Origin of the sequence: Microvirga tunisiensis, assembly GCF_009296175.1 — a bacterium.
Taxonomy (GTDB): domain Bacteria; phylum Pseudomonadota; class Alphaproteobacteria; order Rhizobiales; family Beijerinckiaceae; genus Microvirga; species Microvirga tunisiensis.
Genome location: NZ_VOSK01000008.1, coordinates 14384 through 36307, shown reverse-complemented (window position 1 = coordinate 36307; position 21924 = coordinate 14384). Strand labels below are relative to the sequence as shown.

Below are 21924 nucleotides of genomic sequence, written 5' to 3'. Positions count from 1 at the left end.
GCCTCTTGCGCGATATCCTGACGATCATCGCATCCATCGTAATCCTGCTCCTGGCCGTTGCCGTGGCGGCGCCTCCCTTCGTCGACTGGGAGGCCCACCGCGACACGATCGACCGGATGATCTCGCGCGCATCCGGCACGGAGGCACAGACCGAGGGCGATATCAGCATCCGCCTTCTGCCCGCACCGAGGGTGATCCTCGATCGCCTGAGGCTCGGCGGCAAGACGCCGGATTCACCGGTTCTGACCGCCGATTACGTCCGGGCCGAGGTGGCCCTGACGCCGCTGCTCCGGGGCGATGTGCGCTTTACGGAGACGCGGGTGGGCCGGGCCGATATCCGCATTCCGGTTTCGGGCGACGGCGAATGGCGCCTGCCGCCGGATCTGGTGTCGGGCACCGGCCGCGCGCGCGAGTGGGCCATCGAGAACCTCAACGTGGCCCAGCTCCTCGTGACCACGCAGAGTGCGAGCACGGGTCGAACGAACCAGGCCTTTGCCGAGAATGTCTCGATCGAGGGTCAGAAGCTGATCGGTCCCTGGCGGGTCGAGGGAACGACCTCCGGCGTGCCCTTTCGCTTGGTCACGGGAGAACTGGCCGAGGACAAGAGCGTCCAGGTCAAGCTCTCGGGCGGGGGCGACATCTATCCTCGCTTCGATCTCGATGCCCGGCTGGGCTTAAGCGAAGGAAACGGCGACGCCACGACGCCGCAGGTTACCGGCAAGGCCAAGGTCCTGTTCGGCCCTCCGGCGCAGATTGCGGCCGCTGGAATCCCGATCCCCATCGTGGTCGAGACCGAATTCAAGACGGTGCCGGGCGCCGTCGAGCTCAACCCGGTCAGCCTGGAGACGGGGGAGGGCGGCGCGAGCCTGCGCATGACCGGAGAGGGCCGGATCGGGCTCAACGAGCCGCGTATTTCCTTGAAGCTCGAAGGCCGCCGACTGGATGCGGACAGCTTCATCCTGTCCGGAAACGGACAGGACTTTAAGAGCCGGCTGGCGCAATGGTCTGTCCCGCTGATCCGGGTGCCGGTTGATCTCGATCTCAGGATCGACAGCATCGGGTTGGGCCAGGAGGATCTGTCGAATGCCGTTTTGCGTCTGTCGCTCGACACGGGTCGGGCGACGCTCGACCGGATCGAATTCAATGCTCCGGGCGAGACGCGGGTTGCACTCGAGGGGCAGCTCGGCCTGACCACCAGAGGTGGGATCAACGGCAAGGTGGCGCTCGCCTCCAACGCATCCGACCGTCTGGCCCGCTATCTCGCCCGCATCGGCCTCGATTCGCCTCTCCTCAGGGTGCTCGACGGGCGCCCGGTCGAGGCTTCCTCGGAAATCGCCTTCTCGAACCCTGTCCTGTCCTTCAATCGCCTGCGGCTGAAAACAGGCGAGTCGGTCCTGACCGGGAACGCCCGCTACACCGCGCCGGAGGCCAATGAGCGCGGCAAGTTGGAGGCCCAGGTCGCAGTCCAGGGCCTGAACCTCGATGATCTGCCGCAGGTGTCGAGCGTCTTCCAGGCCACCGAGAATCTCGATATCGGCTTTATCCTGGATGCGCGCGGGGTCAGCGCCGGGAAGAGCCCTCCCACCGGCCGGATCTCGGCCCGGATCCTGTCCGACGGACCGGCGCTTCTGGTCGAAACGCTCGACATCGTCGATCTCGCCGGTGCCAATGCCCATGTACGGGGCCGGATCGCTCCCGACGGTTCGGGGCAGATCACCGGCAAGGTCACCGCTCAACGCGCCAATCCCCTGGTCGACCTGCTGGGGAGCGTGTGGATCGGCGGGATCTCGAAGCTCGTGCCCTACTTCGTGCGTGAGGGCGCACTCGATCTCGATGTCACGTCGGAGCGCGTTGCACCGGCTCCCGGATCGACCGAACTGAGGCTGCGCACGACTGCGAAGGGGAGTGTGGCCGGAGGGCCGTTCGAGGGCCAGGTCGAGTCGATCGATGGGCGGACCGAGAGCCTCACCATCGAGTTGTCCGCCGACAATACGGGGCGCTGGGTCAACCGGGCAAGCATGGCCGGGCTGAACCGGCCTTCCAGGGTCGATCTGCGCGGGACCCGCGTCGGATCCGGATTGTTCAACGTCACCCTCGCCGGCGACATTGCCGGCGTGAAAGTGGCGACCACCCGGCCCTTCGCCCTGAGCGAGGCGGACGACGTGGTGGACAGCGGCGAGGTCGAAGTCTCGACGCCCGACTTCACGCCGTTCCTGCTCCTCTTGGGCGATGGTGCCGGTGTTGCTCCGCCGGTGCCCGTGAACGGGCGTGTGACCCTGGGCCGGGAGCGGGGAGCAACTCTTCTCGACATCAACGGCAAGGTCTCGAACGACAATGTGCAGGCGCGCCTTGTTGTGGTCTCCCGTTCTGAGATCGGCGGCGAGATATCCCTCGGGCGGCTCTCCCTGCCATGGCTCGTGGCGGCCCTGTCGCTCAACGTGCCGGGGGATCAGAGCGCCACGGCCATCTGGTCCACGGCTCGCTTCGGTCAAAGCGGACGCCTCGTTACCGGCGGCCAAGTGACCTTCCGGGTCGGGACGCTGGAGCTGGGCCGCGGCCTTCAGGCCAGCCGCGCCTCCTTCATCGTCGGAGCGCAATCGGACGGCATTTCCATCCGCAATCTCGATGCCACCATCGGCTCCGGGCGGATCACGGGCTCGACCACCATCACCCGACAGGCAGGAACGGCGACCATCGTCGGCGAGGGAGCCCTGGAGAAGGTCCCCTTGTGGGCTCTTACCGGATCCTCGCCGTTCGAGGCTGTTCTGTCCGGTCCGCTCCGGTTCGGGGCGGTAGGCGCAAGCCTGTCCGAGCTCGTGGCCAATCTCGGCGGCGCCGGCGACTGGCAGGTCACGAATCTTCGCCTTCCCGCGGCCGATCCGTCCGTGTTCGACAGGGCTCTCAAGCGCGCGCTCGCCGAGAACGATCCCCTGGCCGAGGGCAAGGCGGAAACGCTCCTCGGGATGGAGCTCGGACGGGGTCCCTTCAATGCTGCGCCCGTCAAGACTTCGGCGGCGCTCGTCGGCGGCGTGCTGCGTCTCTCGCCCTTCGTGGCTGAAAGCGGATCGGCCAATTGGCAGGGCGCGATCACCTACGATCTGAAGACTCTGCAGCTCGATGCACGCGGTGCGCTCACCGCCAAGACATCGCTGCCCGGATGGGTCGGCGCGCCACCTTCGGTCGGCCTGAACTGGCAGGGCTCCCTGGCGGCTCCCGTCCGGCAGATCGATGCGGGTCCGTTCCGCAATGGGCTGGCCGCCATCGTGCTCAAGCGCGAGCTTGAGAAGATCGAGGCATTCGAGCGCGCCGCTGCCGAGCGCCAGCGCCAGATCGACGCGCAGCGAGAGGCGGAGCGGCAAAAAGCCAAGTCCGCCGAAGAGGAGGCACTCCGCCAGGCGAGGGCCCGAGCGGAAGCCGAGCGCGCCCGTCGGGAGGCGGAACGCCTGCAATTGGAGCAGCAGAACCAGCCGGAGGAAGGGGCAACCCCGTCACCGACCTCCGTGCCGCGCTTGAATCCGCCGCTCCAGATCGGCCCACCGCCTTCGGTCTATGGAGCCCCGCCGACGCGGTAGAACACCTGGCGCGAAGTCCCAATTCCTGAATTCATCCGACACTCCGTTCCTTAACGAACGCATCGCTGGACGAGCATTGCACACCAGTCCCGATGAGCAGTCGCGGCTGCAATCTCATGGGCGGTAGATTTTCAGGATCATCAAGCTGCCATACCTCTTCAGAGGGATCGCCTAAAAATCGTGGTGCGTCCTAAGAAGTGCTACCGCAGCTGAGTAGTAAGAAATAATTACGAATAAAATATTATCGAATACTTATTGATGCTCGATGTTTAAGGGGCAATTATTCTCGGGTGTCTGCAAATTTATTGATCGTGCGACATCATTCTGCGGATGCGGTGTTTCTGTCACTTCGATTTTCTCGCAGGGCAGGAGGATCATCCTATGGCCTATCTCGTCGGAGACTTCGGAAACAACATTCTCCCTCCATCGGGCACTGTGATTGACGGCGAACCGGAGAATTTCCTGTTCGGGGATACTGACGGGACCTTGTTTCCGCCCAACGCAGGAGGGAACGACACCCTTACGGGAGGGGCTTTCTCCAGCTTCAACTTCCTCTTCGGCGACGCCGACGTCATAAAGAACGGTGCCGCAGGCGGCGACGATTTCCTGACGGGCGGAGTAAATGCGACGTCCAATGAGCTATACGGCGATGCTGATCTCATGAAGAACGGCGCGGTGGGTGGCGACGACAGTCTGACAGGTGGGGCCGACTCGTTCGGGAATCTTCTCTACGGCGACGCGAAAACCATGAGGAACCGCTCCGAAGGCGGCGACGATACACTCACCGGCGGAGCAAGCTCTGACTTCAACGATCTCTACGGCGATGCCCAGGTCATGAATTCATCCAGCGGCGGAAGCGACGATCTCACAGGATCGTCGAACGCCAACGCGAATGGTCTGCACGGCGATGCCTATGAGATGATCTCATCCCGTGGCGGGGATGACAGCCTCACTGGTGGAGATGCGTCCCTGACGAACGCTCTCTGGGGGGACGCCAGCATCATGCGGAAGGGGTCGCGGGGGGGGCGATGATACCCTCACAGGTGGGGCGGATTCTCAACGAAACGACCTCTACGGCGATGCCGAGACCATGAGTGGCGGCTCCAAGGGCGGAGACGACCGTCTCATCAGCGGCGCGGATGCTGAAGATCATATGTGGGGCGACTTCAGGACTTCGGATGGCACGGTGCGGGGCGGCAACGATACGTTCGTCTTCGGTCCGAGCAACGGCACGGACCACATCCACGATTTCCAGCAAGGTCGGGACACCATCGAACTGCGGGAGATCGATAATGTCGCCTCCTTCGCCGACCTCGACATTGAGTCGGTCGATGCGGATCAGGACGGGTCCCTGGACAGCATCGTTCGTTTTGATGACAGCAACAGCATAACGGTTTACAACGTGGCAGCCCTGACCCGATGTGACTTCGAGATCCTTGTCTGAGACAAACGATACCAGGACGGGACTGGCCCGCTTGTCCATCTCGCCCTGACCCGATGAATGATCGGGCGGTCGTTTGACCTCCGTCGTCATCACCGGCACAAGGCCGGTGATGACGATCCGAATTGCGCGGCACTTCACTTGATCGGGATGGTCGGGACAAGCCCGACCTGATATTTGGGGTTTGGTCACGGAAGGCCGGGACCCTGAGGGACATCCCGGCTGTAAAGGATTGCCGGCAGCCCATGCCTAAAGCGCAGCGGTGCCGTTCGAGGACGATGTGGTCAATCGCTGTCGCAGGTCCGTGAGCACGAAGACCCGGATCGCCGAAGAGAGGTTCTGTTCGCCTCTTTCCGCATCGATGCGCCCGATCAGGGCCTGGATGGAAATCTTGTCGCGGTCCGCAATCTCCCGTAGGGACGCCCAGAAGGGCTCTTCGAGGGAGATGCTCGTCCGGTGACCGGCGATGGAGACGGAACGCTTGACGATGCCAAAGCCCATTCACGGCTTCTCGTCGTCGTCGCGCTTGTGCGAGTCGAGGCGGCTTTTCGCCAGATCCTGCTCGGCCTGGCTCAGGTTCTTCTCGGCCTTCGTGCGGCCGAACGCGACGCGGTTCTCGTTGGCGCGGGCCTCTTTCTCGGCCCGCGCCTTTTGCTTGCGCGCCTGGCGCAGATTGATGATCTCAGCCATGGCGCTTGTTTTATCCTATTCGCCCGGCTGAAGCATCGTCTCGGGACGAACGACGGCGTGGAAGTGGTCCTCGGCGACACCGGCCTTGAGGGCTTCTTCCTTGAGGGTCGTGCCGTTCTTGTGCGCCGACTTGGCGATGGCTGCCGCCTTGTCGTAGCCGATGGACGGGGCGAGTGCGGTCACGAGCATCAGGGAGCGCTGCATCAGCTCGTTGAGGCGTTCCCGGTTCGGCTCGATGCCGACGACGCAGTTGTCGGTGAAGCTGTTCGCGCCGTCCGCGAGCAGACGGATCGATTGCAGCACCGCATTGACGATCACGGGCTTGAACACGTTGAGCTCGAAATGGCCCTGGCTGCCGGCGAAGGTCACCGTGGTCTGGTTTCCGGCCACCTGGCAGCACAGCATCGTCATGGCCTCGGCCTGGGTCGGGTTGACCTTGCCGGGCATAATGGACGAGCCGGGCTCGTTCTCGGGCAGCGAGATCTCGCCGATGCCCGAGCGGGGGCCTGAACCCATCAGGCGGATGTCGTTGGCGATCTTGAACAGGCCGGCGGCGAGGCTTGCCAGCGCGCCGTGCGTGTAAACCAGGGCATCGTTGGACGCGAGAGCCTCGAACTTGTTGGTGGCCGAGGTGAAGGGGAGAGCCGTCAGCTCCACCACCTTCGAGGCGAAGCGATCCGCGAATTCCGGATGGGCGTTGAGGCCCGTGCCGACGGCGGTGCCGCCCTGGGCCAGGGCATAGATGCCCGGAAGCGTCTGTTCGATGCGGGCGATGCCGAGCTGTACTTGGGCGGCATAGCCGGAGAATTCCTGGCCGAGGGTGACAGGGGTCGCATCCTGCAGGTGCGTGCGCCCGATCTTCACGATGTCCTTGTAGGCCTCCGCCTTCTCGTTCAGCGCCTTGTGCAGGTGTTTGAGCGCCGGAACCAGCCGGTCATGGACCTCGCGGGCCACGGCGATGTGCATGGCGGTGGGGAACGAGTCGTTCGACGACTGGCCCATGTTCACGTGGTCGTTCGGGTGAACCGGCTTCTTGCTGCCGCGCTCGCCGCCAAGGCGCTCGATGGCGAGGTTCGAGAGGACCTCGTTCATGTTCATGTTGGACTGGGTGCCCGAGCCCGTCTGATAGACCACGAGCGGAAACTCATCGTCATACTTGCCCTGCACCACATCGGCGGCCGCCGCCGCGATGGCATCGGCCAGGCGCGGCTCCAGCTTGCCAAGATCCTTGTTCACAAGAGCGGAGGCCTGCTTCACGATCGCCAGCGCATGGACCAGGGGAAGCGGCATCCGGTCCGTCCCGATGCGGAAGTTCTGGAGCGAACGCTGCGTCTGGGCGCCCCAGAGCTTGTCGGCTGCCACTTCGATGGGGCCGAAGGTATCTGTTTCGATGCGGGTTGAGGGCGACATCCTGACCTCTTTCGATGGAGTTGCGTGTTCTTATCTCAAATGGTGGCGCTCGCAACTGCGAACGCGCATGGAGGCCTTGTAAAATCGCATGAGCGACACCCTGGAAGCTCCGCCGTTCCACCCGCCTCATCCCAAGCCCCGCACCGAGCCGCTCGGCATGGTGGCGTTCTTGAGGGCTGTGCGCGAAAACCCCCTGAACACCTGGATGGAGGCGCATTTCGAGGAGCCCATCATCACGGGCGAGGGGGCCTTGGGCCGCATGACCGTGGTGAACGACCCAGCCGTCATCCGTCACATCCTCGTGGACAACGCCGCCAATTACCGGAAGGACGATCTGCAGATCCGGATCCTGGCGCCCGGCCTCGGGCGGGGACTTGTGACGGCGGAGGGCGACGAATGGCGGCTCCAGCGCCGCACCATCGCGCCGCTCTTCACCCCGCGCCACGTCGGCAGCTTCTTCCCGGCCATGGTCGAGGCGGCCGACCGCCTCGTTCGGCGCTGGCGGCGACGTCCTGACGGACGCGTGGTGGATGCCGCGCTCGACATGACCCGGGTGACCCTCGACGTGCTGGAGCGGACGATCTTCACCCAGGGCGTGCCGAAGGATCCGGACGCTCTCGGGCGCGCCATCACCCGCTACTTCAACAGCCTGGGGCGGGTCGACCCGCTCGACATCTTCGGATTTCCCGACTGGGTTCCTCGGATCGGACGCCTGCGTGCGAGGCCGTCGATCCGGTTCTTCGAGGAGACGGTCAACGCGCTGATCGATGCGCGGAAAGAACTTCTCACCCGCGGCGAGCCGGCGCCTCGCGATCTGCTGACCCTGCTGCTGGAGGCGGCGGATCCTGAGACCGGCAAGGGCCTGAGCGATATCGAGGTGCGGACCAATATCGTCACGTTCATCGGAGCGGGGCACGAGACCACGGCCAATGCGCTCTCCTGGTCGCTTTACCTGCTGTCTCAGGACGAGAGGGCCCGCTCTCGTGTGGAGCGGGAGGTGGACGAGGTGCTGGGGGAGGGGCCAATCGAGCCTCACCACCTGGAAAAGCTCGTCTACACGCGCGCCGTCGTCGACGAGGCGGTCCGCCTCTATCCGCCGGCGCCTTACATGAGCCGGAGCGCCATACAGGACGACCGGATCAGAGAGCTGGAGATCCCGGCGGACTCGATGGTCGTGATCGCGCCCTATGTGCTTCACCGACACAAGAAGCTCTGGGACCAGCCGGATCTCTTTCGGCCCGAACGTTTCCTCCCTGAGAACCGCAGCCGGATCGACCGCTTCGCCTATCTGCCGTTCGGGGCCGGGCCCCGGGTCTGCATCGGCGCGAGCTTCTCCCTGCAGGAGGCCGTGATCGTTCTGGCGACCATCGCGCGCTCGACGAGGCTCGATCTCTTGGAAGGGCACGAGGTCACCCCCGTGCAGCGGATCACGTTGAGGCCGCGGGGCGGATTGCCCATGCGGCTCACGCAACGTGCTCCGAAGATGGCGCCGGCGACGGCCTGAAGTCGGCAGGAAGGGCTTAGTTCTAGGAAGGGGTTAGTTCTTCTTGCGGAAGGCGTCGAGGCTGACGACCTCTGCGCTGCCTGCGGCGCCCTCAGCCGCATCCGCCTTCGGGCTGTCCTCGGGGGCCGCGTCAGACACGGCCTTTGCCGCGGGAGCAGTCTCCGGAGCAGGCTTCTTGTCCGCCGCAGGCTGAGGCTTGCGGGGCTGCTTCAGCTCGACAGGCTCGGAGGAGCTGCCGCGGATGGGCTGCGGCGCGGGCGGAGCCTCGTCGAACTCTTCCTCCTCATCCTCGTCCTGGCTGTCGAATTTGAGCCCGAATTGGACGGAGGGGTCGAAGAAGCCGGTGAGTGCGTCGAAGGGGATGAGCAGCCGCTCCGGAATCCCGGAGAACGACAGCCCGACCTCGAAGGTGTGCTCGGTGACGTTGAGGTCCCAGAACTGGTGCTGGAGAACGATGGTCATCTCCTGAGGGTATTTTTCGCGCAGGCGGTTCGAGAGGCGAACGCCGGGAAAATCCGTCTGGAAGGAGATGTAGAAGTGGTGCTCGCCCGGAAGTCCATCCTTGGAATCGATCAGCACTTTGCGCACGACGCCTTTGAGCGCGTCCTGCACCAGAAGATCGTAGCGGATCAGGTCTTTACCACCGGCCATAAGCGAGCCCTTGCAGAAACAAAAGTGGAGGCTTCTGTTGCCAGGTGCCTCCGGACCCCGCCTTACGGTGCTAACCGCAAGGGCTTTGAGTCGGCTTTAGGGACCGCTTACGCAGCCACTGCAACCGGAGCATAGTTGTCGTTGGCAACTATAGATTCGGCCCGATAACGGCGGAACCATGCCGAGCGAAAGTCTACCCTTTACGCCCTCGTCGATCCTATTTCGCCCCCGTCGAAACCCAGGCGTGGCCTGAGCTTTGGTGGAGGCGCCGGGTACCGCCCCCGGGTCCGATGGGTTTATTCCGATAGCCGTTTATCGCCATAGCCGATCTCGCGACCGGCAGATTCAATATAGGTGGCGCGGACGGATTTTGAAAGAGCGGGGATAACCCAGACGAGGTTTAAAAGTGACATAGGTGGCGCGGACGGATTTTGAAAGAGCGGGGATAACCCAGACGAGGTTTAAAAGTGACTCGGAAGGGCTGGGATGCTGCCCTATGATTGGTGTAGGAGCACCGCATGCAAGCCTATCTCGATCTCATCCGCCGCATCATGGACGAGGGCGTCCGTAAGGACGACCGGACCGGAACCGGAACGATCTCCGTCTTCGGCCATCAGATGCGCTTCGATCTCAGCCAGGGCTTCCCGCTCGTGACTACGAAGAAGCTGCACCTGAAGTCGATCATCCACGAATTGCTGTGGTTCCTGAAGGGTGACACCAATATCCGCTATCTCAAGGAGAACGGTGTTTCGATCTGGGACGAGTGGGCCGACGAGAACGGCGATCTCGGCCCCGTCTACGGCAAGCAGTGGCGCTCCTGGGCGAAGCCCGACGGCGGCACCGTCGACCAGATCCGCTGGGTGCTCGACGAGATCCGCCGCAATCCCGACAGCCGCCGTCTGATTGTCTCCGCCTGGAACCCGGCGGAACTCGACAGGATGGCGCTCGCGCCCTGCCATTGCCTGTTCCAGTTCTACGTCGCGGAAGGGCGGCTCTCCTGCCAACTCTACCAGCGCTCGGCGGACGTGTTCCTCGGCGTTCCCTTCAACATCGCATCGTATGCGCTGCTCACGCACATGATGGCGCAGGCCACAGGCCTGCAGCCCGGCGATTTCGTCCATTCCTTCGGGGATGCGCATCTCTACCTGAACCACCTGGAGCAGGCGCGCCTTCAGCTCTCACGCGAGCCTAAGTCCCTGCCGAAGCTACGCCTCAATCCGGCGGTGCGCTCGCTCTTCGATTTTACCTTCGATGACATCACCATCGAAGATTACGATCCGCATCCGGCCATCAGGGCGCCCGTCGCAGTCTGAGTGAAATGAACCGGCGCGAAGCCATCGAAAGTGCCGTCCGCATTCTCGTGCCGCGCATCCCGCGGCACGAACTCGAGGCTGTGATCGACCACGCCCTGGGCAGCCGCGGCCTGCAGACCGCTTCGCCCGAGACGGCCGCCTGGCTGTCACTGACGTCCTACATCCGGCACAGGCTGACGGATTACGACGACCTTCTGAACGACGGCTACGACATGGAGAGCGCCCGCTTCTTCGTGCTCGACGACATGAACGCCGTTCTGGAGGAATGGGGCTCTCCGCGGCGGGTGCAGGTTGAGGACGAATCCGAATAAGCTCGACAGCCATGCCGACTTCCGACACAACGGCCGCATGAGCCTTGTCATCCGCAAAGCCGAAGCGCGTGATGCTTCGATGATCTTCAGCTTCATCCGCGAACTTGCCGAATACGAGCGGCTGGCGCATGAGGTCGATGCCACCGAGGCCGATATCGCGAGGGCGCTTTTCGGCGCCGATCCGCGGGTGTTCGCCGACATTGCCGAATGGGAAGGGGAGCCGGTCGGCTTTGCCCTGTGGTTCTACAATTTCTCGACCTTCCGCGGCCGGCACGGGATCTATCTGGAAGACCTCTTCGTCAGGCCGGCCTTCCGTTCCAAGGGGATTGGGAAGGCGCTGCTGAAGCATCTCGCCCGTCGCTGCATCGATGAAGGACTGGCCCGCCTCGAATGGTGGGTGCTCGACTGGAACGAGCCTGCCCTGCGGGTCTACCGCTCCATCGGCGCCGTCCCGATGGAGGAATGGACTGTGCAGCGGATGACGGGTAGCGCTTTAAGACAACTGGCGGAGGAGCCATGACCATCCCCCTCATCCTCGTCGTTGCGGTCGCCGAGAACGGCGTTATCGGGCGGGACAACCAGCTCCTTTGGCGCATCAAGACCGATCTTGGACGCTTTCGCAGGCTCACCATGGGCAAGCCGATGATCATGGGGCGCAAGACCTTCCAGTCCATCGGCAAGCCCCTGCCGGGCCGGGAGACGATCGTGCTGACCCGCGATGCCGGTTTTGTGGCCGAGGGCGTGCACGTGGTCCATACCTGGGAGGAGGCGGTCGCCAAGGGGGGCGAACTGGCGGCCAGAATGGGGGCCGATGCCGTCGCCGTTGCCGGGGGAGCGGAGATCTATGCCCTGGCCCTGCCGCAGGTGCAGAGCATATTCCTGACGAGGGTTCAGGCCACGCCGGAGGGCGATGCGCTCTTCCCGGATTTCGACCGGTCACAGTTCCGCGAAACGAGACGGGAGGACCACCCGAAGGGCCCCGACGACGAGCATCCGTTTACCTTTATTGATCTTGAAAGGCGTCGCTGACCCTGTCCAAGGTTGACGAAGGCCTCTGCAATCCCCAATTCGCAGGCTTGACAGGCGGAAGAGGCAACACCCACAACCGTCTTGGATTCTCAGCGGCTGTCCCGGCCGGTCTTTAAAGAGTGAGGAAAGGCGTCCTATGCCTTGGAGTAACCAAAGCGGCGGCGGTGGCCCCTGGGGGCAACGTGGCGGATCGGGAGGCGGCAAGAGCCCATGGGGCTCCGGCGGCCCGCAGGGGAACGGAACTCCCCCCGACCTGGAAGATATCCTGCGCCGCAGCCAGGATCGCCTGAAAGATTTCATTCCCGGCGGCTCCATGGGGGGCAGGGGCCTGATCATCCTTGTTCTGGGCGTGATCGCCGTCTGGCTTCTGACCGGCTTCTATACGGTGCGGCCCAACGAGGTCGGCATCAACATGATCTTCGGCCGCTATACGGGAACCTCGGGCGAGGGTCTGCGCTACAACCTGCCTTATCCGATCGGCCGGGTGATGAAGCCCAACGTCACCGCCCAGCAGCGGGTCGAGGTGGGTTACCGCTCCACGCCGACGGGCCAGGGACGCGCCCGCGACGTGATCGAGGAAAGCCTGATGCTGACCGCCGACGAGAACATCGTCGATATCGATTTCGATGCGGTCTGGCAGATCAATCCCGCCCGTCCGCAGGATTACGTCTTCAACCTGCAGAATCCAGACGGCACCATCAAGTCCGTGGCGGAGAGCGCCATGCGCGAGGTCATCGGCCGCCGCAACATTCAGGCCATTCTGACCACCGAGCAGGCCAGCGTTGCCCAGGAAGTTCGCCAGATCATGCAGGAGGCCCTCGATGCCTATGGCGCCGGCGTCCTGATCAACGTGGTTCAGCTTCAGGCCGTGCAGCCTCCGTCCGAGGTCCGGCAGGCCTTCTTCGACGTGAACGCCGCCCAGCAGGATGCGGTGCGCGTCCAGAACGAGGCCGGCGCCTTTGCCAGCCGGGTCGTTCCCGAGGCCCGGGGCGAGGCTTCCCGAACGGTGCAGCAGGCCGAGGCCTACCGGGAGCAGTCGGTCGCCGATGCGACCGGTCAGGCGGCCCGTTTCCGGCAGGTCTATGGGGAATACCGCAAGGCTCCGGATATCAGCCGCGAACGTATCTTCCTCGAGACGATGGAGCGCGTCTACGGCGGTGTCGACAAGATCATTGTCGACCAGAAGGGCCAGGGCGTCGTGCCCTTCCTGCCCCTTACTCAGCAACCCCAGCGCCCGCAGCCGCAGGGCAATGCCGCCAACTCGCAGGGAGCCACGCGATGAACGGGTCTACTCTTCGCACGGGCGGCCTGATCCTTCTGGTGCTGGTCGCCATCATTCTCTACAGCTCCGTCTTCATCGTGCAGCAGACGCAGTATGCGTTGGTGCTGCGCTTCGGTGCGGTCCAATCCGCCATCTCGGAGCCGGGCCTGAAGTTCAAGCTGCCGCTGGTCGACACCGTGACCTATTTCGAGAAGCGCGTGCTCGATCTCGACCTGCCGGTTCAGACCATTCTGTCCGCGGACCGGCAGAACCTGGAGGTCGATGCTTTCACCCGCTATCGCATCATCGATCCGCTGCGGTTCTATCAGGCCGTCGGCAATATCGCCCTGGCCAATCAGCGCCTGCAGAGCTTCACCAACTCCGTCATGCGTAACATCCTGGCGAGCGCTTCCCGCGATGCCATCGTCCGCACGGAGCGTGCGGATCTGATGAACCGCATCCAGGCCGACGTGAACCGGCAGGCGGCAAGCCTGGGCATCGAGATGATCGATGTGCGCCTCACCCGCGTCGATCTGCCCGCGTCGAACAGCCAGGCCGTCTACCAGCGCATGAAAACCGAGCGTGAGCGCGAGGCGGCGGATCTGCGCGCCAACGGCCAGCAGCAGGCGCAGACCATCCGGGCCAAGGCCGAGCGCGAGGCCACGATCATCCGGGCCGAGGCCAATCAGCGGGCCGAGGAACTGCGCGGTCAGGGCGATGCCGACCGGAACCGCATTCTGGCGGAGGCATTCGGGCAGGATCCGGAGTTCTTCTCCTTCTACCGTTCGATGCAGGCCTATGAGGCCGGACTCAAGGGGAGCGATACCCGCCTTGTGTTGAGCCCGGATTCCGATTTCTTCCGCTATTTCAACGACCCTGCCGGTCGAAGGAATGGCGGAGGCGCCACTGCCCAACCAACCCCAGCGCCGGCACAGCCGGCTCCAGCTCAATAAGCCCTGATGTTGGACTTGATTGCAGCCCTCGGCCTCGCTCTCGCGGTCGAGGGCATCTTGTTTGCGGCCTTTCCCGATGGAATGCGCCGGGCCATGTATGAGGCAGCCCACAGTCCGAGCGACCAGATGCGGATCGTCGGGATCATCTCTGCGCTCCTCGGAGTTGGGGTGATCTGGTTGGTGCGTCAGTTCGGTTGAATCCAGGTCAGGCTTCTGCCGCAATGTCCGCTTGAATGGCGAGGCCAAATACCAATCTATATGCGTATTCTCCGAGAGAGGGTTTTCGATGAACAAAGCCACGAACGCGCTGGAGCCTTCCAAGACGGCGCTGCCCCGGCGTCCCCTGCGCCGGCTGGCCGCGTCCTGCTTCGCGGTCTTCACTATTGTTGCAACGGCGGCCATGCCGCTGCCGGTCTATGCCCGCTCTGCGCCTGAATCCTTCGCCGATTTGGCCGAGGAGGTTACCGGCGCCGTGGTCAATATCTCGGCCTCGACGACGGTCGAAGCCCGGAACCGGACCCTGCCTCAGCTGCCGCCTGGAACTCCGTTCGAGGATCTCTTCGAGGAGTTCTTCAACCGTCGCGGTCAGGGCGGCAATGGCGAGAACAGCCCCTCGCGGCCACGTAGCTCGAACTCTCTCGGCTCCGGTTTCGTGATCGATCCGTCGGGCATCGTGGTGACGAACAATCACGTGATCGGCGATGCCAACGACATCAGCGTGATTTTTCCTGACGGCACACGCCTGAAGGCCGAGATCGTCGGCAAGGATTCCAAGGTCGATATGGCCGTTCTGAAGGTGAAATCCGACAAGCCGCTCAAGGCGGTCAAGTTCGGCGATTCCGATTCCATCCGTCCGGGCGACTGGGTGATGGCGATCGGCAATCCCTTCGGCCTCGGCGGTTCCGTTACCGCAGGCATCGTGTCGGCCCGCGGCCGCAACATCGAGTCCGGTCCCTACGACAACTACATCCAGACCGACGCCTCCATCAATAAGGGCAATTCCGGCGGTCCGCTCTTCAACATGAACGGCGAGGTCATCGGCATCAACACGGCCATTCTCTCGCCTACGGGCGGCTCGGTCGGCATTGGCTTTGCGGTTCCCGCTTCCACGGCCGTCCCGATCATCGATCAGCTGCGCCAATTCGGAGAGACCCGGCGCGGATGGCTCGGTGTGAGAATCCAGAACGTGGATGACGCGACCGCCGAAGCCCTGAACCTCGGCACGGCGCGCGGCGCCCTGATCGCCGGCATCGACGAGAAAGGTCCTGCCAAGCCCGCAGGCCTCGAAGTCGGTGACGTGATCGTTCGCTTCGACGGCAAGGAGGTCAAGGATTCCCGTGACCTGCCGCGCATCGTGGCCTCCAGCCCGGTCGGCAAGGCTGTCGATGTGGCCATCGTCCGCAAGGGACAGGAGATGACCAAGCAGGTCACCCTGGGCCGGCTCGAAGACACCGAGAAGCAGGCGAGCCTGCAGCAGCCCTCGACCGAGCCGCCGACAGTGACCCGTCAGGCGCTCGGCCTCAACATGTCCGGCATGACGGACGAGTTGCGCCGCCGCTTCAGCCTGAAGGACGATCTGAAGGGCGTCGTCATCACCCGTGTCGACCCGAACTCGTCCGCTTCCGACAAGCGGATCCAGGCCGGCGAGGTGATCGTCGAGGTCAATCAGGAGCCGGTCACGAACCCGGCCGACGTGACCAAGAAGATCGATGACCTGAAGGCCCAGGGCCGCAAGTCGGCTCTGCTCCTGGTGGCGAATGCTCAGGGCGAGGTGCGCTTCGTGGCCCTGTCGATCGAGTAAGCCGATCCTCGGAACATCGGAATTGGGCGGTCCTTTGGGGCCGCCCTTTTTGTTTGTCCGTGCCGTTCTTTATTAAGAACAATTCGGTTGACAAAAAGGCCCATTCTGGGGGATGGAAGAGCCACATCTTTCCATGAATTGCAGGCTCAGCTTGAGCCTCGTGCGCAAGACCAGAGCACCATGACCCAGCACGTCTTCCCCGTTCCCGCGACCTTGAAATCGACGGCCCATGTGGATTTGCAGGCCTATCAGGAGCTCTACCGGCGCTCCCTTGACGACCCGGAAGGCTTCTGGCGCGAGCAGGCGCAGATTCTGGATTGGGTGAAGCCTTTCACGACAGTGAAGAACACGCATTACTCTCCGGATGACGTGACCATCGAATGGTTTTCCGACGGAACGCTGAACGCGTCCTTCAACTGTCTCGACCGTCATGCCCGCGACCGGGGTGACGATGCGGCGATCCTGTGGGAGGGCGACACACCCGGCGACACGCGGACAGTCACCTGGAAGGACCTGCAGCAGGAAGTCTCCCGCCTTGCCAATGCCTTGAAGACGCTCGGGGTCAGGAAAGGCGATTTCGTCAGCGTCTATCTCCCCGTGGTGCCGGAGGCCATCGCCGCCATGCTGGCCTGCGCCCGGATCGGCGCGGTGCATTCGGTGGTGTTCAGCGGCTTCTCCTCCGAGTCTCTGGCCGGTCGGATCGAGGATTGCCGCTCGCGGGTGCTGATCACGGCCGACGAGGGCCTGCGGGCGGGCAAGCACGTACCGCTCAAGAAGAACGTGGATGCGGCCCTGCAAAACCTGCCCTTCGTCGAACATGTCCTCGTTGTGCGCCGCACGGGCCGGGACGTTCCCATGACGGCGGGCCGCGACCGCTGGTACGACGAGGCTCTCGCCGAAGTCTCCCCGGAGTGCGCCCCGACAGAGGTCGGTGCCGAGGACCCGCTCTTCGTGCTCTATACCTCGGGCTCCACGGGCAAGCCGAAGGGCATGCTCCACACCACCGGCGGATATCTCGTCCATGCGGCAGCGAGCTTCAGGGCGATGTTCGATTATCACCCGGGCGACATTCACTTCTGCACGGCGGATGTGGGCTGGGTGACGGCGCATACCTACCTGATCTACGGGCCGCTCGCGAACGGCGCCACCATCGTGCTGTTCGAGGGCGTTCCCACGTGGCCGGATGCCTCGCGGTGGTGGCAGATCATCGAGGCCTACAGGGTCAACATCTTCTACACGGCGCCGACCGCCATCCGCTCGCTGATGCGCGATGGGGAAGGGCCGGTGAGCAAGCACGATCTGTCGTCGCTGCGCGTCCTGGGCTCCGTGGGCGAGCCGATCAATCCGGAAGCGTGGCTCTGGTACCACGAGGTCGTTGGAGGCGGACGCTGCCCGATTGTCGACACCTATTGGCAGACCGAGACCGGCGCCGTTCTCCTCTGCCCGCTGCCCGGCGCCATGGACCTGAAACCGGGCTCGGCCACGAAGCCGTTCTTTGGCGTTCGGCCCGCGCTGATCAACAGTGACGGAACCGTCGTCGAGGGCGAGGGGACGGGCAACCTGTGCTTCGCCGATTCATGGCCTGGGCAGGCCCGCACGATTCTCGGCGATCGCGACCGCTTCCTGAAAACCTATTTCAGCACGTTCCCCGGCTACTACTTCACCGGCGACGGCGCGCGGCGCGATGCGGACGGCTATTACTGGATCACAGGCCGTCTGGACGATGTGATCAACGTTTCGGGCCACCGGCTCGGCACCGTGGAAGTCGAGTCGGCCCTGGCGTCGCATCCCTCGGTGGCGGAAGCAGCCGTGGTCGGCATGCCTCATGAGATCAAGGGCCACGGCATCTTCGCGTTCGTGACCCTGAAGGAAGGCATCGCGGAGAGCGATGACCTCCGTCGCGAGCTGGTCCAGGTCGTGCGCACCCGCATCGGCCCGATTGCCACCCCGGACCGGATCGAATGGGCGCCGCAATTGCCCAAGAACCGCTCGGGAAAGATCCTGCGCCGGATCCTCACGTGCATCGCCGCCGGTGACTACGAGAACCATGGCGACACCTCGACGGTCGCCGATCCGACTGTGGTGGCGGAGATCGTCAAGCGGGTCCAGTTGCACAAAACCTGGCCAGGGCCCGTCCTTGTCATAAAGCGCACATCTTGTCAGAATAACCTATGTGAACGATCGCCGGAGAGGATCGATTCCTCCGGCGACCACGTCGCGTCTTCTGTTCAGTTCCAGTATCCCGCATCCGGTTTGTTGCAAGCGAATGGGCCACAGCCGCCGGCCATGCTGTCGTGCGCGCGAAAACGAAGCCCAATCCAACGGGGCTATCAGGAGCAAGCCATGAGCACGATCAAGACAAGGGACGGCACCGAGATCTTCTACAAGGATTGGGGCTCCGGACAGCCCATCGTCTTCTCCCATGGGTGGCCGTTGAGCGGGGATGCCTGGGATGCGCAGATGATGTTCTTCGGCGAGCGTGGCTACCGCGTCATCGCCCACGACAGACGCGGGCACGGGCAATCGACGCAGACCTGGACCGGCAATGACATGGATACTTATGCTGACGATCTCGCCGCGCTGATCGAGGAGCTGAACCTGCGGGATATCATCATCATCGGACACTCGACGGGCGGCGGTGAGGTTACCCGCTATATCGGTCGGCATGGAACGCAGCGGGTCGCCAAGATCGTATTGGTCGGCGCGATACCGCCTCTGATGTTGATGACGGAGGCCAATCCGAATGGCTTGCCGATCGGGGTTTTCGACGATCTCCGCAAGAGCACTTACGAAAACCAGTCGCAGTTCTTCTACGATCTCAGCATCCCCTTCTATAGTTACAACCGCGACGGAGCGAAGGTGTCGGAGGGCATCCGCATGAACTTTTGGCTGCAGGGCATGCAAGCCGGTATCAAACCGGCTTACGACTGCATCAAGCAGTTCTCCGAGACCGATCTGACGGAGGATCTCAAGAAGTTCGACGTGCCGACGCTGATCCTGCACGGCGACGACGATCAGATCGTGCCGATCGTCGCATCGGCGATGATCTCATCGAAGATCGTGCCCAACGCGACGCTGAAGGTCTATCCCGGCAGCCCCCACGGTCTGGCACAGGTTCAGGCCGATCGGTTCAACAATGACGTTCTGACTTTCATTCAGGGCTGACGACAAACACGGCGCCAGGACTCACATCACACTGGCGCCGTGACGATCTCGTCTGATCGGTAACCCTGCACATAAAGCAGCGCCGACAGGTCCGCATGGTCGATCCGCGCATGAGCTGCTGCCGCTACGGCAGGCTTGGCGCGGAAAGCCACGCCGAGGCCTGCTTCACCCAGCATGGCAAGGTCGTTGGCGCCGTCTCCCACGGCCATGGTCTCATGATGCGCAAGGCCGAAGCGAGTGCGCAGCTCGATCAGGGTTGCGAGCTTCGCCTCGCGGCCCAGGATCGGCTCATCGACCATGCCGGCAAGTTTCTCGCCATCCAGGATCAGATGGTTGGAGCGGTGTTCATTGAAGCCGATCTTGGCTCCGATGGGGCCGGTGAACAGCGTGAAACCGCCCGAGACGAGGCAGGTATAGGCGCCGTTGGCGCGCATCGTCTGGACGAGCGCCCGCCCGCCGGGGGTAAGAGTGATGCGCTTCTCGATGATCTCGTCGACCACATCGACCGGCAGGTTCTTCAAGAGTGCCACGCGCTCGCGCAGGGCAGGCTCGAAAGCGATCTCGCCGCGCATTGCTCGTTCGGTGATCTCGGAAACTTCCTTCTTCAACCCAACGTAATCGGCCAGTTCGTCGATGCATTCCTGCCCGATCATGGTGGAATCCATGTCCGCCAGAAACAGGCGCTTGCGGCGGGTTTCCAAGGGCTGCACCACGATATCGACCGGCTGGCCAACGAGGGCCCGGCGCAGGGTGCCCTCGATGGCTTTCGCATCGGCCGGGGCAGGGACGATCAGATCTGCTGCGATTCCCCTTGCCAGGACGGAGCGTTCCGTCTCTTGTCCGAGCGACCTTGCGGCCACGGCCACGATCTCGTCCGTGAGCACTGGCCGAGACGGGTTGGCGATGAGGGTCGCAACGAGGAAATTCTGGGAAGACGCCATTGGAAGACCTGGCTGTGAAGGGGTTTGGGATTGGCGCGGTTCTCATCGCAGGGCCGACCGCATCAGGCAAGTCCGCATTGGGCATCAAACTGGCTCAAGGGCTCGATGGCGTCGTGATCAATGCCGATTCCATGCAGGTCTACCGGGATCTGCGGGTCATCACCGCCCGTCCTGCGCCTGCCGAGGAGGCCGAAGCCCCGCACAGGCTCTATGGCCATGTGGATGCCGCCGTGAACTTTTCCGTGGGCCGCTACATGGCCGATGCGACCCAGGTTCTGCGGGAGATCAAAGGCCGAAAGCTCCCCATCTTCGTCGGCGGGACTGGGCTCTACTTCAAGGCTCTGGCGGAAGGCCTGTCCGACATGCCCCCCGTTCCGGAAGAGATCCGCGAACAGGTGCGTCGGGACAGCGAAGGGTTGGAAACACCGGAACTCCACCGCCTCCTGTCGGAGCGCGACCCCGAGACGGCCCGCACCTTGCGTCCCTCCGACCGCCTGCGCGTGCAGCGGGCGCTCGAGATCTTCGCCGCGACCGGCCAGCCGCTCGTCTCCTTCCACGGAGCCCGCCAGCCGGGGCCGTTTGCCGCCATACCGGTCATCAAGCTCTTCCTCGCACCTGACCGGAACGAACTCCGCCGACGGATCGACGCGCGTTTTCTCGCCATGATGGACCAGGGTGCTCTCGACGAAGTGAGGGCGCTGGGCGAGCGAAACCTCGATCCCATGCTGCCTGCCATGCGGGCCCACGGCGTTCCCGGACTTCTGGCGCATCTACGGGGCGAAATCCCGCTCGACGAGGCCATTGCCAAAGGGCAGGGCGACACGCGGCGCTATGCCAAGCGCCAGTTCACCTGGTTTCGCCACCAATTGCCCGACTGGCAATGGGTCGAGCCGGAGAGGGGCTTCGAGGCCGTGATGGCCCAGCTCAATGCCCAGGAGCGCCTGTGAACATCTGATAGAAGGTGATGAAGATCTCGAACACGATCAGCAGGACGATGATCAGTTCGAGGCGCAGGGACCGTTCGGTGTCGATGATGTCGGTGAGAGCCTGGGCCGTGTCGCCGAGCACCTCGAGCTTGCGGTGGAGCGCCGTGGCGCGTTCCTTCAACTCGTATTCGTCCTCCAGGCGGGCATAGAGGCGCTCAAGGTCCGGGCGGTCCCAGAGGACGTCCGGCTTTTCCTCCACGGCCACACCGCCTGACATGCGCTGGCGAACCAGGAGGGCTTGACCGACCTGCTTAAGGATCCTGCGGCGATCCCGGGGGCGCCGGCCCTTTTCGGCGAGGTGCTGGACGGACGGCTCCACCAGCTCGAAGGCGGCGGTGGCCTCCCGCTCATCCCGGGCGAGGGTCGCGCTCTTGGACAGGGCACCCGCGATGACGATCAGGCGCTCGGTCGACAATTGCTTGATATAGATCGGGCCTCCCGGCGGGATCTGGTCGTCCCGGTCCGGTGTGATCTCGATGATGGCGGTCTCTTCCTCGTGCCGGGCGAACTCGCCCTGGATGCGCTGACGCAGGCTGCGGATGACCTCGTCCTCCTCCAGCGGCGTCAGGCCCACCAGCACCGCGACGCCGTAACGGAAGAGAGCAACGAAGCCGTCCTGCCCGGCCCGGAAGGCGAGGGGGGTGGTGGAGAGCACGTCGCTGCGCTCCAGTCCTGCCACATCGAGACGGTCGCCCAGGAGCAGAGCGCGGGCTGTGAGGCGCAGGTTCTGCATGGGCGCGCCGGTGGAGGAGATGGTATCTGGCATGGTCATACGACTAAAATAGGGGGCTAGAGCCTCGGACCCAAAAGTGGACACCACTTTTGGGATTGATCCGATGCTCCACTTCTCGAAGAGCGCATCGTTTGGTGCGGAAAACCGGGTCCACTTTTCCGCA

20 protein-coding genes and 1 other RNA gene are annotated in these 21924 nt (G+C 63.7%); 14 read left to right on the top strand and 7 right to left on the bottom strand.

Annotation, left to right across the window (positions count from 1 at the left end):
- Positions 1-5 precede the first annotated feature (5 nt).
- The 3 genes from FS320_RS04865 to FS320_RS04855 all read left to right on the top strand — a co-directional run bounded on the left by FS320_RS04865 (position 6) and on the right by FS320_RS04855 (position 5016).
- Complete coding sequence (locus FS320_RS04865) at positions 6-3572, top strand: AsmA family protein (RefSeq protein ID WP_152709854.1); 3567 nt, start codon at positions 6-8, stop codon at positions 3570-3572.
- Between the two features lie 381 nt (positions 3573-3953).
- Entirely contained in the window at positions 3954-4604 is a 651-nt protein-coding gene (locus FS320_RS04860) for a hypothetical protein (protein ID WP_152709852.1), read from the top strand.
- 58 nt (positions 4605-4662) lie between these two features.
- Positions 4663-5016 (top strand): M10 family metallopeptidase C-terminal domain-containing protein, encoded by a 354-nt coding sequence (locus FS320_RS04855; RefSeq protein ID WP_152709850.1) that lies wholly within the window; start codon positions 4663-4665, stop codon positions 5014-5016.
- A gap of 246 nt (positions 5017-5262) precedes the next feature.
- On the opposite strand, the gene FS320_RS04850 is transcribed toward FS320_RS04855, so the two are convergent.
- From FS320_RS04850 to fumC, 3 genes are read right to left on the bottom strand one after another with little or no spacing between them, the layout of a single operon-like run.
- The gene (locus FS320_RS04850; protein ID WP_152709848.1) at positions 5263-5514 is read right to left on the bottom strand and encodes a ribbon-helix-helix domain-containing protein; all 252 of its coding nucleotides are present in this window, start codon (positions 5512-5514) and stop codon (positions 5263-5265) included.
- Positions 5515-5703 carry a DUF4169 family protein gene (locus tag FS320_RS04845; RefSeq protein ID WP_152709846.1) on the bottom strand — a complete coding sequence of 63 codons (189 nt, stop codon included), beginning with the start codon at positions 5701-5703 and terminating at the stop codon, positions 5515-5517. It lies immediately after the preceding gene.
- 15 nt (positions 5704-5718) lie between these two features.
- Positions 5719-7113 carry a class II fumarate hydratase gene (fumC, locus tag FS320_RS04840; RefSeq protein ID WP_152709843.1) on the bottom strand — a complete coding sequence of 465 codons (1395 nt, stop codon included), beginning with the start codon at positions 7111-7113 and terminating at the stop codon, positions 5719-5721.
- Between the two features lie 88 nt (positions 7114-7201).
- On the opposite strand from fumC, the gene FS320_RS04835 reads away from it, so the two are divergent.
- Positions 7202-8617 (top strand): cytochrome P450, encoded by a 1416-nt coding sequence (locus FS320_RS04835; protein ID WP_152709841.1) that lies wholly within the window; start codon positions 7202-7204, stop codon positions 8615-8617.
- A 33-nt stretch (positions 8618-8650) separates the two neighbouring features.
- Here FS320_RS04835 and FS320_RS04830 read toward each other — a convergent pair whose 3' ends face one another.
- Positions 8651-9268, bottom strand: coding sequence for an SspB family protein (locus FS320_RS04830; RefSeq protein WP_152709839.1), 618 nt, complete (start codon positions 9266-9268; stop codon positions 8651-8653).
- A gap of 23 nt (positions 9269-9291) precedes the next feature.
- Positions 9292-9648: a transfer-messenger RNA gene (gene ssrA / locus FS320_RS04825) on the bottom strand.
- A gap of 138 nt (positions 9649-9786) precedes the next feature.
- Here ssrA and FS320_RS04820 point away from each other — a divergent pair.
- From FS320_RS04820 to acs, 9 genes are all read left to right on the top strand, one after another.
- Entirely contained in the window at positions 9787-10581 is a 795-nt protein-coding gene (locus FS320_RS04820) for a thymidylate synthase (RefSeq protein ID WP_152709837.1), read from the top strand.
- 5 nt (positions 10582-10586) lie between these two features.
- A complete protein-coding gene (locus tag FS320_RS04815) occupies positions 10587-10892 on the top strand; it encodes a DUF2293 domain-containing protein (RefSeq protein WP_152709834.1) in 306 nt (101 codons plus the stop codon).
- A 37-nt stretch (positions 10893-10929) separates the two neighbouring features.
- The gene (locus FS320_RS04810; protein WP_152709832.1) at positions 10930-11412 is read left to right on the top strand and encodes a GNAT family N-acetyltransferase; all 483 of its coding nucleotides are present in this window, start codon (positions 10930-10932) and stop codon (positions 11410-11412) included.
- The gene (locus FS320_RS04805; protein WP_152709830.1) at positions 11409-11921 is read left to right on the top strand and encodes a dihydrofolate reductase; all 513 of its coding nucleotides are present in this window, start codon (positions 11409-11411) and stop codon (positions 11919-11921) included. The genes FS320_RS04810 and FS320_RS04805 overlap by 4 nt, the downstream gene beginning before the upstream one ends.
- A gap of 136 nt (positions 11922-12057) precedes the next feature.
- Positions 12058-13203 (top strand): FtsH protease activity modulator HflK, encoded by a 1146-nt coding sequence (gene hflK, locus FS320_RS04800; protein ID WP_152709827.1) that lies wholly within the window; start codon positions 12058-12060, stop codon positions 13201-13203.
- Positions 13200-14135 carry a protease modulator HflC gene (hflC, locus tag FS320_RS04795; RefSeq protein ID WP_152709825.1) on the top strand — a complete coding sequence of 312 codons (936 nt, stop codon included), beginning with the start codon at positions 13200-13202 and terminating at the stop codon, positions 14133-14135. The genes hflK and hflC overlap by 4 nt, the downstream gene beginning before the upstream one ends.
- Positions 14136-14141: 6 nt before the next feature.
- The gene (locus FS320_RS04790) at positions 14142-14333 is read left to right on the top strand and encodes a DUF2065 domain-containing protein (protein ID WP_152709823.1); all 192 of its coding nucleotides are present in this window, start codon (positions 14142-14144) and stop codon (positions 14331-14333) included.
- Positions 14334-14421: 88 nt separating this feature from the next.
- Positions 14422-15936 (top strand): DegQ family serine endoprotease, encoded by a 1515-nt coding sequence (locus tag FS320_RS04785; RefSeq protein ID WP_152709821.1) that lies wholly within the window; start codon positions 14422-14424, stop codon positions 15934-15936.
- A gap of 180 nt (positions 15937-16116) precedes the next feature.
- Complete coding sequence (gene acs / locus FS320_RS50660; RefSeq protein ID WP_152709819.1) at positions 16117-19101, top strand: acetate--CoA ligase; 2985 nt, start codon at positions 16117-16119, stop codon at positions 19099-19101.
- Between the two features lie 26 nt (positions 19102-19127).
- Here acs and serB read toward each other — a convergent pair whose 3' ends face one another.
- Positions 19128-20042 (bottom strand): phosphoserine phosphatase SerB, encoded by a 915-nt coding sequence (serB, locus tag FS320_RS04775; protein WP_152709817.1) that lies wholly within the window; start codon positions 20040-20042, stop codon positions 19128-19130.
- A gap of 8 nt (positions 20043-20050) precedes the next feature.
- On the opposite strand from serB, the gene miaA reads away from it, so the two are divergent.
- Positions 20051-20989, top strand: coding sequence for a tRNA (adenosine(37)-N6)-dimethylallyltransferase MiaA (gene miaA / locus FS320_RS04770; protein WP_152709944.1), 939 nt, complete (start codon positions 20051-20053; stop codon positions 20987-20989).
- On the opposite strand, the gene FS320_RS04765 is transcribed toward miaA, so the two are convergent.
- Positions 20967-21794: an RMD1 family protein gene (locus FS320_RS04765; protein WP_152709815.1), complete on the bottom strand. Its 828-nt coding sequence runs from the start codon at positions 21792-21794 to the stop codon at positions 20967-20969. The two genes, miaA and FS320_RS04765, sit on opposite strands and share 23 nt — an antisense overlap.
- Positions 21795-21924 lie beyond the last annotated feature (130 nt).

Coding starts and splice junctions, on each gene's coding strand:
- FS320_RS04815 (WP_152709834.1), top strand. CDS start 10,587: ATGAACCGGCGCGAAGCCATCGAAAGTGCCGTCCGCATTCTCGTGCCG.
- FS320_RS04835 (WP_152709841.1), top strand. CDS start 7,202: ATGAGCGACACCCTGGAAGCTCCGCCGTTCCACCCGCCTCATCCCAAG.
- FS320_RS04830 (WP_152709839.1), bottom strand. CDS start 9,268: ATGGCCGGTGGTAAAGACCTGATCCGCTACGATCTTCTGGTGCAGGAC.
- FS320_RS04845 (WP_152709846.1), bottom strand. CDS start 5,703: ATGGCTGAGATCATCAATCTGCGCCAGGCGCGCAAGCAAAAGGCGCGG.
- FS320_RS04855 (WP_152709850.1), top strand. CDS start 4,663: ATGAGTGGCGGCTCCAAGGGCGGAGACGACCGTCTCATCAGCGGCGCG.
- FS320_RS04810 (WP_152709832.1), top strand. CDS start 10,930: ATGAGCCTTGTCATCCGCAAAGCCGAAGCGCGTGATGCTTCGATGATC.
- FS320_RS04765 (WP_152709815.1), bottom strand. CDS start 21,794: ATGCCAGATACCATCTCCTCCACCGGCGCGCCCATGCAGAACCTGCGC.
- FS320_RS04790 (WP_152709823.1), top strand. CDS start 14,142: ATGTTGGACTTGATTGCAGCCCTCGGCCTCGCTCTCGCGGTCGAGGGC.
- hflC (WP_152709825.1), top strand. CDS start 13,200: ATGAACGGGTCTACTCTTCGCACGGGCGGCCTGATCCTTCTGGTGCTG.
- fumC (WP_152709843.1), bottom strand. CDS start 7,113: ATGTCGCCCTCAACCCGCATCGAAACAGATACCTTCGGCCCCATCGAA.
- FS320_RS04805 (WP_152709830.1), top strand. CDS start 11,409: ATGACCATCCCCCTCATCCTCGTCGTTGCGGTCGCCGAGAACGGCGTT.
- hflK (WP_152709827.1), top strand. CDS start 12,058: ATGCCTTGGAGTAACCAAAGCGGCGGCGGTGGCCCCTGGGGGCAACGT.
- FS320_RS04820 (WP_152709837.1), top strand. CDS start 9,787: ATGCAAGCCTATCTCGATCTCATCCGCCGCATCATGGACGAGGGCGTC.
- FS320_RS04785 (WP_152709821.1), top strand. CDS start 14,422: ATGAACAAAGCCACGAACGCGCTGGAGCCTTCCAAGACGGCGCTGCCC.
- FS320_RS04850 (WP_152709848.1), bottom strand. CDS start 5,514: ATGGGCTTTGGCATCGTCAAGCGTTCCGTCTCCATCGCCGGTCACCGG.
- acs (WP_152709819.1), top strand. CDS start 16,117: ATGACCCAGCACGTCTTCCCCGTTCCCGCGACCTTGAAATCGACGGCC.
- FS320_RS04860 (WP_152709852.1), top strand. CDS start 3,954: ATGGCCTATCTCGTCGGAGACTTCGGAAACAACATTCTCCCTCCATCG.
- serB (WP_152709817.1), bottom strand. CDS start 20,042: ATGGCGTCTTCCCAGAATTTCCTCGTTGCGACCCTCATCGCCAACCCG.